This is a genomic window from Collinsella sp. LCP19S3_F2 (genome assembly GCF_052121015.1).
Classification (GTDB): Bacteria; Actinomycetota; Coriobacteriia; order Coriobacteriales; family Coriobacteriaceae; genus Collinsella.
On sequence record NZ_JBQKFA010000002.1, the window covers coordinates 96816 to 110970 of the forward strand.

11 protein-coding genes and 1 tRNA gene are annotated in these 14155 nt (G+C 59.6%); 10 read left to right on the forward strand and 2 right to left on the reverse strand.

Going from position 1 to position 14155, the window contains the following annotated elements; all coding sequences use genetic code 11:
- Positions 1-225 precede the first annotated feature (225 nt).
- Positions 226-1044, reverse strand: coding sequence for an exodeoxyribonuclease III (locus ACTQX9_RS02125; protein ID WP_154516667.1), 819 nt, complete (start codon positions 1042-1044; stop codon positions 226-228).
- Between the two features lie 136 nt (positions 1045-1180).
- On the opposite strand from ACTQX9_RS02125, the gene ACTQX9_RS02130 reads away from it, so the two are divergent.
- The 6 genes from ACTQX9_RS02130 (at position 1181) to ACTQX9_RS02155 (ending at position 7924) form a co-directional block, all read left to right on the forward strand.
- On the forward strand, positions 1181-1933 hold the full coding sequence (locus tag ACTQX9_RS02130) for an NAD-dependent protein deacylase (RefSeq protein ID WP_441540345.1): 753 nt from the start codon (positions 1181-1183) through the stop codon (positions 1931-1933).
- 94 nt (positions 1934-2027) lie between these two features.
- A complete protein-coding gene (gene folP / locus ACTQX9_RS02135) occupies positions 2028-3755 on the forward strand; it encodes a dihydropteroate synthase (RefSeq protein WP_441540346.1) in 1728 nt (575 codons plus the stop codon).
- Positions 3756-4457, forward strand: a complete 702-nt coding sequence (locus ACTQX9_RS02140; RefSeq protein ID WP_441540347.1) for a hypothetical protein — start codon at positions 3756-3758, stop codon at positions 4455-4457.
- Positions 4458-4747: 290 nt separating this feature from the next.
- Entirely contained in the window at positions 4748-5917 is a 1170-nt protein-coding gene (locus tag ACTQX9_RS02145) for an ATP-binding protein (RefSeq protein ID WP_441540348.1), read from the forward strand.
- 158 nt (positions 5918-6075) lie between these two features.
- Positions 6076-7182, forward strand: a complete 1107-nt coding sequence (locus ACTQX9_RS02150) for a serpin family protein (RefSeq protein ID WP_441540349.1) — start codon at positions 6076-6078, stop codon at positions 7180-7182.
- Positions 7183-7414: 232 nt separating this feature from the next.
- The gene (locus ACTQX9_RS02155) at positions 7415-7924 is read left to right on the forward strand and encodes an ATP-grasp domain-containing protein (protein ID WP_441540350.1); all 510 of its coding nucleotides are present in this window, start codon (positions 7415-7417) and stop codon (positions 7922-7924) included.
- A gap of 180 nt (positions 7925-8104) precedes the next feature.
- On the opposite strand, the gene ACTQX9_RS02160 is transcribed toward ACTQX9_RS02155, so the two are convergent.
- Positions 8105-8902 (reverse strand): type III pantothenate kinase, encoded by a 798-nt coding sequence (locus ACTQX9_RS02160; protein ID WP_441538447.1) that lies wholly within the window; start codon positions 8900-8902, stop codon positions 8105-8107.
- A gap of 197 nt (positions 8903-9099) precedes the next feature.
- Here ACTQX9_RS02160 and ACTQX9_RS02165 point away from each other — a divergent pair.
- The 4 genes from ACTQX9_RS02165 to ACTQX9_RS02180 all read left to right on the forward strand — a co-directional run bounded on the left by ACTQX9_RS02165 (position 9100) and on the right by ACTQX9_RS02180 (position 14061).
- Positions 9100-9176 (forward strand) — tRNA-Met (locus ACTQX9_RS02165).
- A 205-nt stretch (positions 9177-9381) separates the two neighbouring features.
- The gene (locus tag ACTQX9_RS02170) at positions 9382-12168 is read left to right on the forward strand and encodes a class I SAM-dependent DNA methyltransferase (RefSeq protein ID WP_427718025.1); all 2787 of its coding nucleotides are present in this window, start codon (positions 9382-9384) and stop codon (positions 12166-12168) included.
- Entirely contained in the window at positions 12161-13036 is an 876-nt protein-coding gene (locus ACTQX9_RS02175; RefSeq protein WP_441540351.1) for a hypothetical protein, read from the forward strand. Before ACTQX9_RS02170 ends, ACTQX9_RS02175 begins: the two co-directional genes overlap by 8 nt.
- Before the next feature lie 92 nt (positions 13037-13128).
- Positions 13129-14061 carry a DUF4268 domain-containing protein gene (locus tag ACTQX9_RS02180; RefSeq protein ID WP_441540352.1) on the forward strand — a complete coding sequence of 311 codons (933 nt, stop codon included), beginning with the start codon at positions 13129-13131 and terminating at the stop codon, positions 14059-14061.
- The last annotated feature ends 94 nt before the right edge of the window (positions 14062-14155 follow it).

Genomic DNA, 14155 nt, shown 5'->3' on the forward strand with positions numbered 1-14155 from the left:
ACTAGCCCATCTACTACGTTTAGCTTGATACCCTCGACCATGACCGCGTTTTATGAAAAACCGCAGGCTTTCTACCTGCGGTTTTCTTTTTGCGTTGTTCGCTGTGGTTGAGGGTAGTGGTTTAAACGTAGTAGATGGGGCAGTTTCGTGGCGGGTGTGCCGCGTGGATTCCCTCGCGAGGTGAAAATGATCCGTTTTGCTTCGTCCCCGAGGGGTCGGCTGGGGCTAGAGCTCTAGGGTGAGGGTGACGGGGCAGTGGTCGCTGCCAAAGATGTCGCCGCGGATGCCGGTGTCGCGCACGTTGCCGGCGATGGCGTCGCTCACCAGGAAGTAATCGATGCGCCAGCCCGCGTTGTTCTTGCGGGCATTAAAGCGGTAGCTCCACCAGCTGTAGACGCCCTCGACGTCGGGATTTGCCGCGCGCCAGGTATCGGTAAACCCGGCGTCGAGCAGCTCGGTAAACTTACCGCGCTCCTCGTCCGAAAAGCCTGCGTTGCCGCGGTTGGACTTGGGGTTCTTGAGGTCGATCTCCTCGTGCGCGACGTTAAAGTCGCCGCAGGTCACCACGGGCTTGCCGGTCTCGCGCTCGAGTCCCGCCAAAAAGCCGCGATAGGCATCGTCCCAGGCCATGCGCACATCGATGCGCGCGAGCTCATTTTGGGCGTTGGGCGTATAGACGTCCACAAACCAAAACTTGTCGAACTCGAGCGCGCAGACGCGGCCCTCGGTCGCGGCCTGCGCCACGAGCTCGGCTGCCGCGCCCTCGCCGGCGTAAGGCAGCAGCGCATCGGCGCGCAGCACGCGCAGCGGTTCCTGGCGGCTAAAGACCGCAGTGCCCGAATAGCCTTTACGCTCGGCGTAGCTCCAGGTTTGGTGATAACCGGGCAGGTCGATATCGGCCTGGCCCTCCTGCAGCTTGGTCTCTTGCAGCGCCAGGATATCGACATTGAGCTCCTGTGCGATCTGGATAAAGCTCGGGTCCTTTTTGAGCACGGCGCGCAGACCGTTGACGTTCCACGAGGCGAAAGTGTAAGTCTGAGGCATGGTGTCCTTTCGACGGGGTTTGCAGGCTTAAGATTAGCGCAAAAGGGGCGGTGGTGGGCTCCGCGCGTGCTGACTCAAAGGCCGCATGCTGGGATGTCGCCCGACGCTGCCCGACCAACAAGGACGGAGGACTCATATGACGCAGGCGATATCGGATCCCAAGCGGGCCTCCGCCGTACTGGCGGAGCTGTTTGGTACTCACAAGCGTGTGGTCTTCTTTGGCGGCGCCGGTGTTTCCACGGCGAGTGGCATTCCCGATTTCCGCAGCGTGGACGGCCTATATCACCAACAGTTTGCCTACCCGCCCGAGACCATGCTCTCGCATGGCTTTTACGAGGCGCATCCGGCCGAGTTCTTCGACTTCTACCGCACCAAGATGATCTCGCTTGGCGCCAAGCCCAACCGCTGCCACACCAAGCTGGCCGAGCTGGAGCGTGCCGGCAAGCTTGGTGCCGTGGTGACGCAAAACATCGACGGTCTGCATCAGATGGCAGGCTCGCGGCGCGTGTTCGAGCTGCACGGATCGGTCCATCGCAACATTTGCCAGTCGTGCGGCGCGGTCTATAGCGCCGAGTGGATTTGCGCCCGCGGGCACGAGGACGCCGCGGGTGTGCCCGTGTGCCCCGCGTGCGGCGGGCGCATTAAGCCCGATGTGGTGCTCTACGAGGAGCCGCTCGACGAGCATGTGCTGACCGACGCCGTTGCCGCCATTGCCGCGGCCGATGCCCTCATTGTGGGCGGGACCTCGCTCGTGGTGTATCCGGCGGCGGGTCTTACGCGATACTTTACCGGCGATACGCTGGCCATATGCAATCTTGCTCCCACCGATCAGGATGCAAATGCCGACCTGCTGATTTCTTGCGACATCGCTGCCGCGTTTGCGTTCTAGCCCGCGTGCGCGGATACAATAGAAAGACTGATTGCAAAGCGACCCCGCCGCCTGCGCCCGAGCGTGGCGGCGCGGGCATTTTAGGAGGATGTTCATGGCGAACGACAGCAAGACATGGCGGTGCGGAAAGTACGAGCTCAGCTTTGACCGTCCGCGCATCATGGGCGTCCTCAACGTGACGCCCGATTCGTTTAGCGACGGCGGGGAGCATTTCGACCCGGATGCCGCCATCGAGTACGGCCTGGCGATGCTCGACGCCGGCGCCGACATCATCGACGTGGGCGGCGAGTCCACGCGCCCCGGTTTTACCCCGGTCAACCCCGATGAGGAGGCTCGCCGCGTGCTGCCCGTTGTGCGTGCGTTGGCCAAAGAGGGCGCCATCGTCTCGATCGACACGCGTCACGTGGCGGTTGCCAAGGCGGCCGTGCGCTGCGGCGCCTCGATCGTCAACGACGTGACGGGATTCACCGACCCCAAGATGGTCGAGTTTGTCGCGACGAGCACCTGCGGCGTCATCGTGATGCACGCCGGCGAGGTCGCCGCGCCCGCTCGCACGCATGCAACGGTGCAGCTCGATACCTCTGCCGCGGCGTTTGTTGCCGAGAAGGCGCGCGAGGCGGCTGCCGAGGCCGCGCGCGAGGCCGAGAAGCCCGCCCGCCGCCGTCGTGGCAAGCTGCTGGGCGAGCCCAAGACGGAGGCCAAACTGCCGGGTGGCGTGGTGCAGCCCTCGCTGCCGTTTGGCGATCCGGAGCCAGCGCCCGAGCCAACGGGCGAGCAGAAGCAGGAGACGCCGGCCGCCGAGCAGGCTACCCCTGCCGCCGAGGCCGCCGCGACCCCTGAGCCCGCGCCGGAGCCCAGCGATCACTTGGCCGCCATGATGCGCCGCAGCGCCCGCCGCGAGGAGGCTTATGTGCCCACCTCGCAGCTCCGCCGCTTTACCCTGCCCGATTCGGCGCCCATCATGCGCCGCGTCATGGGCTTTCTGTCCGATCAGGCCCGCGCGCTCATCCACGCCGGCGTGTCACGCGACCGTATCTGCATCGATCCGGGTCCGGGTTTTGGCAAGACGGCCAACGAAGACATCGTCATCCAGCGCGAGACCGCCAAGATGGCGTCGCTGGGCTATCCGCTCATGTGCGCCGTGTCGCGCAAGCGCTTTGTGGGCGCCGTCTCGGGCGTGACCGAGGCCGCCGAGCGCGATGCCGCCACCTTTGGCGTGTGCCTGGGCGCTATCCAGGCCGGTGCCAACATCGTGCGCGTGCACGATGTCACCGGCTTTGCGCAGTTCCTGAACGGCTACTGGGCTGTCGCCAAGCCGCAACCGCGCCGTGCGTTTGTAGCCGTGGGCTCCAATCTGGGACATCGTTGCGACAACATCCGCGCCGCGCGCGACATGATCGCCGAGATTCCGCTCACCTGTGTGTCCAACTGCTCGCGCATCTACGAGAGCGAGCCGGCCTACGAGACGCGCCAGGACGCGTTTGCCAACGCTGTCATCGAGATCAAGACCGAGCTGGCGCCGCTGGTGCTGCTCGACGAGCTTATGAAGATCGAGGCCGAGCTGGGGCGCGACCGATCCAAGAAGGCCAAGGTCAACGGCCCGCGCACCATCGACCTGGACCTGCTGTGGATGGATGGCGAGACCCATGGCGGCAAAAAGCTGCGCCTGCCGCATCCGCTCATTGGCGAACGCGACTTTGTGCTGGTGCCGCTCGAGGACCTGATGCACGACCCGGCGCGGTTCTTCCGCTACAACGGCGTCGAGGTCAAGGAGCCCGAGGATCGCGTGGGCCATATCGTGGGCGAATTGGGGCGTATGTAGATGATTGAGATGAACACTGTAACCGTCGGTGCCGAGCTTGACGCCGCGCGCGACGCGGGTCGCGAGGGTGTGCCCGCGGGCTGGTGCGCCTGGAGTGCCGGCGACACATCGTTGGCATTTTCGCTGGTCGTGCGCCCGGATGTGAATATGCACGCCTTCCATGGCCTGCCGTTTGTGGCGGCGATGGGCATGATGGACGCGCTTGCGGGAACGGCATCGACGCCGGGGCTGGGCCTTGCCGGCAAGGTGGGCATTCAGTGGCCGAGCGATATCGTGTACGGCGCGCCCGCGTTTGAGACGTCGTTTGCACGCGTCACCGTCAACGGCGGTGCCGGTGCCGCGGGCATGTTCGGTGCCGTGACGGTGGATATTGAGCGCGCGGCGCTGGGCGAACTTGGCGTGGATGTGACCGATGAAGCGCTGGTCGAAGCGCTGACTACCGCCGTGCTGGCCCGCGTGTACGCCTGGGCGGTTGTCGCCAACACGCCGCAGGGCGCCGCCGGCCCGCTGGCTCCCGTGCTGGGCGAGTACTTCGACATGGTGCCGCTGCTGGGCCGCCAGGTTGCGGCGGTGTCGCCCAACGGCTTGCCGCTTGCGGTTGGTGTGTTTGCAGGCCTGGACATCTGGGGTCGCGCGACCATCAAGACCGATGCCGGCGAGCAGGAGTTTCCGCCCGAGGCCGTACGGATTCGCGGGCTGTAACGCGAGATGCCCGCGCTCAAAGACAACGATGACTACAAGACCCTCCCCGGCAGAGCGAACTGCCTCTGCCGGGGAGGGTCTTTGCGCGACTACAGGGTGGCATCGCGGCCCTATTCCTCAAAACTGAAAATTTTTCGTTTTTGAGGAATAGGATTAAGGCAGCTCGGCCTTTCGCGAGGTATATTCGCTATAGAGCCTATTCCTCAAAACTGAAGAATTTTCGTTTTTGAGGAATAGCGATAAAAGACTGCGAGGAGGCCCCGATGAAACTCATCAATAGAGCGTCATATATGGACACGTTGACGAGTCTTATTGGCGTGCCGGATATCAAGGTCATCACGGGCATCCGCCGCAGCGGTAAATCAAAATTGCTCGAGGCCCTCCGCGATTACGTGGAGGCAAATCTGCCTAATTCGAATGTCATCCATATCAACTACAACCTCGATGAGTTCGAGAACCTGCTCGAGTATCACGCGTTGCTCGCTTATGTAAAAGATCATCGGGTGCCCGGCAAACAAAACTTTCTGCTTATCGATGAGGTTCAGATGTGCGACGGTTTTGAGCGTGCGATCAACAGCCTTCACGCATCCGAGCAGTATGACATCTTCATTACCGGATCGAGTGCCTTTTTGCTGTCGAGCGATCTGTCGACGCTCTTTACGGGGCGCATGTTCGAGATCGAGGTTTTCCCATTCTCGTTTGAGGAGTATCGTCTCTATGGCGACGAGGGCGAGGTCGACCGTGACTTCGATGAGTACGCGAGAACCGGCGGTATGTCCGGCTCTTACCCTTATCCACTGCAAGAGCACCGCTATCAATATCTCTCCAATGTCTTTAAGACGCTCATCGTGAGGGATATCGTGCGGCGGCATAACGTGAGAAACGAATCGGCGCTGCTGCGCATTGCCGATTACATGATGGACAACGTTTCCAACATTACGTCGGCACGCAACATTACCGATGCATTAAATGCGGATGGGCTAAAGATTACGAACAAGACGGTCGGTGCGTACATGGGGTACCTGTGCGATGCGTTTGCCTTCTATAAAGTTCGTCGATATGACATTCGCGGCAAGAAATACCTTAAGAGCGGCGAGAAGTATTACCTGGCAGACCACGCGTTCAAATACGCGCTGCTCGGTACACGCAATATGGACTGGGGTCGCGTGTACGAGAACATGGTGGCCATCGAGCTGCTGCGCCGCGGATATGAGGTATACGTCGGCGTACTCTATAAAAAGGAAATTGACTTTATAGCAATCAAGCGAAGCGAGAAGCTCTACATTCAGGTGAGCGACGACATCAGCTCGGATAAGACATTTGAACGCGAGATTTCACCACTGCTGAGCATTGGCGACGCGTACCCCAAGATGATTCTCGCCCGCACGCATCACGAGGCCACGGACCGCAATGGGGTGCAGATCGTGGACCTGGCGAGGTGGCTGTGCGGCGAGGCGTAGCGTGCTTCGAGCCTATTCCTCAAAACTGAAAATTTTTCGTTTTGAGGAATAGAAAGGCTTTGAGCCTCTTAGAAAGCCATTGGGCTGCCTTTCCGGTGCGAGATTTGTGTCCGCGCCGTGCGAAATAATAGTTTATGTCCTAACGATGGGAGCAGACTATGGCTGACAAAGCAAATTCGGCGTGTCCACAGGCATGGAGGGTTGCAAAATCCCTATCCGAGAAAATACTCGCTCAAGGCAAGAACGGGGTTTGGTCGCCTGCGTGCGTCGCGAGCTTGTTGACGATTGTACGAAAGGGTGCCTCGGGCGCCACATGTCGGGAGCTCGACATGCTCCTGGGCGATGGCGACATGTTTAGCGAGCGTGATCCCTTCGGCATCGAGCTGGAGCGGAACTGGGGCTATGACGGTTATGACGCGAGCTCGGCAACGGCAGCTTGGCTTTCCAGGTCCGCGAGACCATCGGAGGCGTTTCTGCACGAGTGCGACAAATACAGCGTGCGTGTGTCAATCGATGACTTGGCCGATCCGCGCGTTAGCCAACGGGTGACCGATTGGATAGCCGAACAAACTCACGGCCTACTGTCGCCAAGCATCGAGTTATCACCAGTGGCTCTTGCCTGTCTTGTGAGCGCGCTTTACATGAAGGATGCATGGGCGGATCCGTTTGACGGCGAATCGACCAAAGTTGAGACCTTCCATGCAAAGAACGGCGATGTTCAAGCAGCGTTTATGCGTGGCAAGCGCGATTGTGCGGTGATCGTCGAGAACGGCAGGGCTGCCTTCTCGTTGCCGCTCAGCTCCGATGCCGGCGTGTGTTTTGTTCTTCCGAGCGGCGAGGATGATCATGTTGATGACGCGCTTGGGCTATTCGAGCGTCTGTCCCAAGGTGAGGGAGAATGGGAGCCCGTCGACCTGGGGATTCCTCGCTTTGAATGCGAGTCGATGCTCTCGGACGTCTGCTCGCTGCTAAAGGCCGCCGGCGTCTCTACGGCAACTGCGATGGAGCTTACACCTATGGTGGGGGTAGGGGGGACTTCAACGCAGATTGTCCATGGCGCGAAGTTCGCTGTCGATGAGAACGGCGTAGAGGCCGGCGCGTACACGGTGATGGTCGCTGTCGCGGGCCTTCCGCCGGAGAACCCGCCAGAGCCGCGCAAGATAACGCTTGACAGGCCTTTCTATGCAGCGCTCGTGTCTCGCACCGGCGTACCGCTCTTTGTGGCAAGCGTCGCGCTGCCGTCGGTGGACGTGCAAGAAAGGTGAGGTTGAGGTTTGCGAAGGGGGGCTGCTATGCCAAGGGTTGCCAACGTACTCTTTCCAGCTGACTATTTTGAAAAGATAGTTCCAGATGGGTTGATGCGCATCCAATATGAGTCTGCGTGTGCTGAGGGGCGTCTTGACGTGGGGCTTTTCGATCTGGAACTGTTCGAGGAGCGTGGAGAGCTTGCGCTCTGCTTTTCTAGGCCATCGGGCTGATGCGGGGGTAATCAACCGCATGTTCACGGAGTTTATGGTCAAGGACTATGTAAAGTCGGTCAAAGGGACGAGGTTTCCCGTTAGCTTTCACACTCCCGTGAGCCAGGAGCGCATGGACGGGATTGTTAAAGAGTTCGTCAAGCTCCGCGGGGACCTTTTCACGGTCGGTATTGTCTGCAAAGAGTACGTTGATCTGGCCCGCTACGGTGGTGCAACGAATGAATGGAGAGCTTTCTATATCGACGGGAATCTCCTCAACGTATGCCGGAATTCAAATCAGCCGACCAATGTTGCGAAGCCGCCCGAGGAGCTTGTACTGGCGTGCTCAAATCTTGGGAGCCCCTACTACACCGTGGACTTTGCGGAGCGAGTGGATGGAACCTGGATTGTGGTGGAGACCGGCGACGGGCAGGTGTCGGGCCTCGCTGCGGCGCAGGATCCGGCTATCTACTATCAAGTGCTTGCGGATGCCCTCGAAAGGCGGGATGCGGACGGAGGCCGGGCTTGTGCGTCTGGCATTCGGACCTAGTGCAACACTACGCCGCGTTTGCCGAGGGGGCGGCGTCGCGACACGAAAGCGACGCTGTCGCATTTGTGTCGGTCTTTCTGTTTTGATGAAACGTAGTCGCTTGATCTGGCTCACGGAGGGGTTGGAGAACTAGAGTCACCTAGTCCGTGCGTCAGAGAAACCGAGGGGTTAAGACAGTGCTCACGCTTGGCTCCGGTCCCTGTCTTGCCCCAGCTCCTGCATGCGGCGGTAGATTTCGCAGATACCCTTAATGGTGAGCTGTCCATCGACCACGTCGAAGGCATCGGTCGAATCGGCGACGATGCCGGCGAGGCCTCCCGTGGCGATAACGTTGGCATCCTCGCGGCCCAGCTCGCGCTTCATGCGCGCGACCAGGCCTTCGGCCATAGCGGCGGTGCCCACCACGGCGCCGACCTTGATGCACTCCTCGGTATCGCGGCCGATGGCGTGCTCGGGCGCCTCGAGCGGCACGCTGGCGAGCTTGGCGGCGCGGGCGGCAAGTGCATCCATGGAGATGCGGATGCCCGGCGCGATCGCTCCGCCAATGTAATAGCCGTCCTCATCGATGACGTCGATATTGGTTGCGGTGCCAAAGTCCACCACGATTGCCGGCGCGCCGTAGAAAGTCTCAGCCGCAACGGCGTTGGCGACGCGATCGGCACCTACGGCCCGGGGACGCGCCGCGCGCAGCTTGGTTACGGCGGCCGTCTGCGGCCCAATGACGATGACGTCTGCGGCAATGCGGTCGGCCACGGCATGCCATTCGCGCGAGAGCTGCGGCACCACGCCCGCAAAGGCGATAGCGTCGACCGCGTCGAGCGAAAGGCCGTACATCTTAAAAAAACCCATCAGGCGCACATGGATCTCATCTGCGGTATAGGAGCGGTCGGTGGGCATGCGCCACGACTGCACCAGCTCGTCTCCGTCAAACAGGCCCATGGCCGTCTGCGTGTTTCCCATATCGATAGCGAGCAGCATGTCTACTCCCGGTTTCGGCATAAAAGGACGCGCACCATTGTATACGTGCTGTCGACGGCGCTCGGCTGCGATTCGTTTACGGTGATATGGGCTGAGGGGTTTTAAATATGAAGGAATTATGCTCTACGAGAGTTTCCTTGCCGTCCACCGAACTCCCGAGTAATATTCTTTCTTGCGCACATGAGGCGCCCAGACATTGCGGGGTGGAGCAGTCTGGTAGCTCGCCGGGCTCATAACCCGGAGGTCGTAGGTTCAAATCCTGCCCCCGCGACCAAGACTTTTAGCAGCTCAGAGGCCTTGTTCCTCTGGGCTGTTTTCTTTTATCTTGACAATGCAGCGAGGACTCCTGAGCGGAATATGAGCAGATTGCAACGACCGCCAAGGCAAAACGGATGCCAATAAAACTAAAACCAGCTAAATAGAAGTGAAGAACCCGTAGAATCTTTCTCAGTGGAAAAGGCTATCAAGTGAGGGTCCGTATGCCAGGAAAGAAAGCCGATGCAGAAGCTTTTGCAAGCAGGTGGGCGAAAAAGGGAAATGAGAACCAGGACACCCAGCGGTTCTGGATTGACTTTTACCAGAACGTCCTCGGCGTAGAGGACGCGGTGTCACGGCTTGAGTTCGAAAAGCCCGTTTCCACCGATGCGAGCACACATGAAGGGTACATCGACGTCTTCATCCCGTCGGCAAAAACCCTCGTCGAGCAGAAGTCGCTTGGAATCGATCTCGCCAAGGAGGAGACGCACCAGGGACGCAAGGTGACACCAGCGAAGCAGGGTAACGCCTATGCTCAGGGCATGCCCCTCTCCCAACAGCCGCGCTACATTATCGCTTGCAATTTTGCCGAGTTTTGGGTCTTCGACCGCGAACGGGACTCGCTATGCCGGGAGCCTCTTTTCAAGTTGCCACTCGCCGAGCTCCCCAAGAATCTCGCGGCCATTCAGTTCCTCAAGGGCGGGGCGGAGGCCCCGGCCACGATCTCCCGTGCCGTCTCCGTAGAGGCCGGCAAGATCATGTCGAAACTTCATGACCAGGTTGCCGAGGCGTTCGACGACCCCGACGCGCCCGAGAACCACCATGCGCTCTCCGTGCTCATGACGCGCCTCATGTTCCTTATGTTCTGCGAGGACGCTGGCCTCATGGAGCCAAATGCCTTCCGAGACTACGTCGCACACTTCCAGGCGGGTGATCTCAGGCGAGGCCTCAAGGACCTGTTCGTCTGGCTCGATACCAAAGATGAAGATCGTGACAAGTACGCCGAGGACTGGTTGAAGAAGCTACCCTATATGAATGGCGGCCTCTTTCGTGAGAGGACGGAAATCCCGCCATTGTCCGAGAGTTTCCGACATACGCTCATTGTCGAGGGCTGTCAGGAATTCGATTGGACTGGCGTGAGCCCCACGGTCTTCGGTTCCATCTTTGAGGGGGCGCTGTCGCATGACCATCGGCGTGCGAACGGCCAACACTTCACGAGCCCCGAGAACATCCATAAAGTGATTGACCCGCTTTTTCTCGACGATCTCAAGGTGGAGTTTGATGAGGCCTGTGCAAAGCCCGTCGCGGGCGGCGCGAGGACCCGTGCTCTCAAGGAGCTCCATGAGAAGATCGGTAGCATCTCTATCCTCGATCCGGCGGCAGGTTCGGGTAATTTCCTTACGGAGAGCTATCTCTGCCTGCGACAGTTAGAAAACCGTATTCTTTTTGAACTCCAAGGAGAACAAACGTCTTTCCGCTTTGAGGAGGTCGAGGCCGCCGACGTCCTTGTCAGTCTGAAGAATTTCCATGGCATCGAGCTTGAGGATTTCGCCTGCTGCGTTGCCCGCACTGCGCTCTGGATTGCCGAGAAGCAGGCGGATGCCGATACGGCAAAGGTGACGCAGCGCGTCTATCAGGAACTGCCGCTCACGGACTACGAGGGCATCGTCAACGCAAACGCGCTTCGCATCGACTGGAACGACGTGGTCCCAAGTGATGAGGTCAACTACGTTCTCGGCAATCCGCCGTTTATCGGGCAGTCCCAAAGGACCGATGAGCAGGTGGACGACCTCAAGTATGTTTGGGGCCGGGGCTACGACGGCTATCTCGACTATGCGACATGCTGGTATAGGAAAGCGGCCGATTATTTGGTTAATACTGACGCGGAGTTTTCGTTTGTCTCGACGAACTCGATTTGCCAGGGCCAGCCGGTTCCATCCCTTTTCAGGCCCCTATTCGACGCGGGATGGAGGGTCAGTTTCGCACACCGTTCTTTCGTATGGGATTCGGCGGCTGACGACGAGGCCCATGTGCACGTAGTCATCGTTGGATTCTCCCAGGGTCCCGTGGAGCCTGTTGCCTTCTCGTATCATCGGGGCAAAAGGACGATTGAGCATCCGAACAATTTGAACGGTTACTTGCTTGACGCTCCGAACGTCTTTGTTGAGAAGAAAATGAGACCACTGTTTGAGGATGTATCTCCTATGGTCATCGGAGGTAAACCGGCGGATGGGGGATACTTCCAGATTAAGACAAGAGAAGAATACGAGGACGTTATTTCCGACAGCGTCGCCGCAAAATATGTAGTCCCGTGTGTGGGAGCCCAGGAGTTGATTAACAACAAGGAAAGATGGTCTTTGTGGCTTGCGGACGCGCCTAGATCGGATATCGCGAAATCCCCGATCTTGAGGGAGAGGGTCCAGGGAGTCCGAGATTTCCGTTTGGCTTCGAAGAAAGCATCGACGAGGCGGCTTGCTGATGAGCCCTGGCGCTATGCTGAGGTGAGGAAGGCCGACGGGCCGTTCCTCTGCGTCCCGCGTCATTTTTCCGGTGGGCGAAAGTACTTCACGGTCAAACGGTGTGAATCCGGGGAAATCGCTACGGACGCCTGTTTCTTCGCCGACGACCCCGATGGTCTCCTGTTCGGAATCATCTCATCAGGGGTCTTCATGGCGTGGCAGAAGGCGGTCGGAGGCGAGCTCAAGAGCGACTGCCGTTTCTCGAACACCATCGTGTGGAACAATTTCCCCCTGCCGAAATTAACCGATGAGGGACGGCGGGCCATCATCGATGCTGGTCAGGCGGTGCTTTCTGCAAGGGGGCTGTATCACGGCGCGTCCCTGGCCGACCTCTATAAACCGGCGGACGAGTTCCTGTATCCAGAGCTGTTCGAAGCCCACGGCAAGCTCGACGAGGCAATCGAATCGGCCTACGGTGTCGATTTCAATGGAGACGAGAACAAGATCGTCTCCCATCTATTTAATCTCTATGCCGAAAAGGTCGGTGAGTAGCGTGAAGGGGAGTGCCGTAAAGCCAAAAGAGGGGGCGGAGCTATCCGAGTCCGATTCTGTGAAAGAAGGTATTGGGGGCCTAAAGGCCGAGGCTGATCGGGAGGAGGAAGAAGCCCAGAGATATGCCGTCGCCTTCCTCCAGAAGGTGATGAGACTGAAGGGCGTGGCGATCGAGCGCGACCATTTCCTCCGTTCTGAGCTCCGGAAACGAGGCGTCTCGGACGAGCGAGTGGAGCTCGCTATTTCAACGAGCCCGGCAGCCGCCGGGATGGATTCCGGCCTTGTCGACTCCATCGCCATGGACGTCATTGATTTCGAGACGAAGAAATCGAGCGTCCTTTCGTTTTCCGCGGGATTGCCCGGAGGACTCGCGATGCTCGGAACGATCCCGGCGGACGTGACGCAGTACTATGTCCACGCCTTTCGAATCATGCAGAAACTGGCGTATCTTTACGGCTGGCGGTCCTTCATCGACGATTGCGACGAGATGGACGATGAGACCTTGGCGGCTTTTGCCCTTCTCCTGGCTGTGATGGTCGGAGTGAGCGGGGCCAACTCCGCGTTGACGGCGTTTTCCAAAACGGTTCAGTCGAATATCGCCAAGAAGGTCGCCAGCAAGGCGCTTACGCAGACGAGCTACTACCCGATCATCAAAAAGGTTCTTGCCGGAATCGGCGTCAAGATCACCAAAAGCAGTTTCGGCGACGCGGTGAGCAAAGTCGTTCCGGTCGTCGGCGGCTTCATCTCGGGCGGCCTCACGTTCGTTAGCCTCAAAGGCGGGTCCAGGAGACTTGCAGGGGAGCTCAGGTTGTTGCCACAGGCGGCAGGCCCCGCAACTGCGGAACGGTCGGGCCCCGTTGGGCTATAAGCCGATTCGGTAAACTAGAACAGAAAGAGGAGCCAGATATGGCAATTAACTTGAAGACTGCGAAAGGCACGCATCGGGCGAGAGGGTGACGGATGAAGACTTATAACCTGGACACCATCCAGAAGGTTCCCCTGCGCGAGGTGTGGCCGCATGAGGCCCACGACTTCACCAAGTGGCTGGCCGAGGAGCAGAACCTCGCAACCCTCGGGATGGCGGTCGGAATCGAGCTCGAGCTCATAGAGACTGAGTCCTCGGTCGGATCGTTCAACGTGGACATCTACGCACAGGAGTCCGGTACGGGCCGCAAGGTGATCATCGAGAACCAGCTCGAGGACACCAACCACGACCACCTCGGCAAGGTGATCACGTACGCCGCCGGCAAGGGCGCAGAGGTCGTCATCTGGGTCGTGGCGCGCGCCCGCGACGAGCACCGCCAGGCCATCGAGTGGCTCAATCAGCACACCGACAGCGACTTCGGGTTCTTCCTGGTCGAGGTCGAGCTCTGGAGGATCGGGGACTCCCTGCCCGCCCCGCGCTTCGGCGTGGTCGAGCAGCCGAACGAGTGGACCAAGACCGTGAAGCTCTCCGAGGGGCTCAGCGAGACCGAAAAGGTCAAGCTGGCGTACTGGACGGCCTACCGCGAGGTGGCGGGCGGCCATCCGGAGTTCCTCAAGGAGTTCAGCCCGCAGAAGCCCAGCAAGGACCATTGGTCGACGCTTCGCCTGGGGGTCTCGGCATACCATCTCGCCCTGCTCATCGATACGCACAAGGGCCGCACGGGTATCGAGCTGTACGTGGACGACGACAAGGAGATCGGGCACCGCGCCATCGCCAACAGCGGAATCTTCGAGGAGTGCCTCGGGCTGACGGCGGCACCCTTCGATGCGAAAAAGGCCTCGGGACTGCGCTTCTACAAGGCGGGCCACCCCATCAAGGGCCACCAGGACGCATGGCCGGGGTACATCGAGGAACAGCTCGGATGGGCCCTCGAGATGAAAAAAATAATCGCGGAGATCGGACTTTAAAAGCGCTTCGGCAATTACTGGGCTTATTGGACACACTTTTTGTCCTATAAGCCGACTGTTTTCTGACTACAAAATGCGGGGATGTCATCGAAAA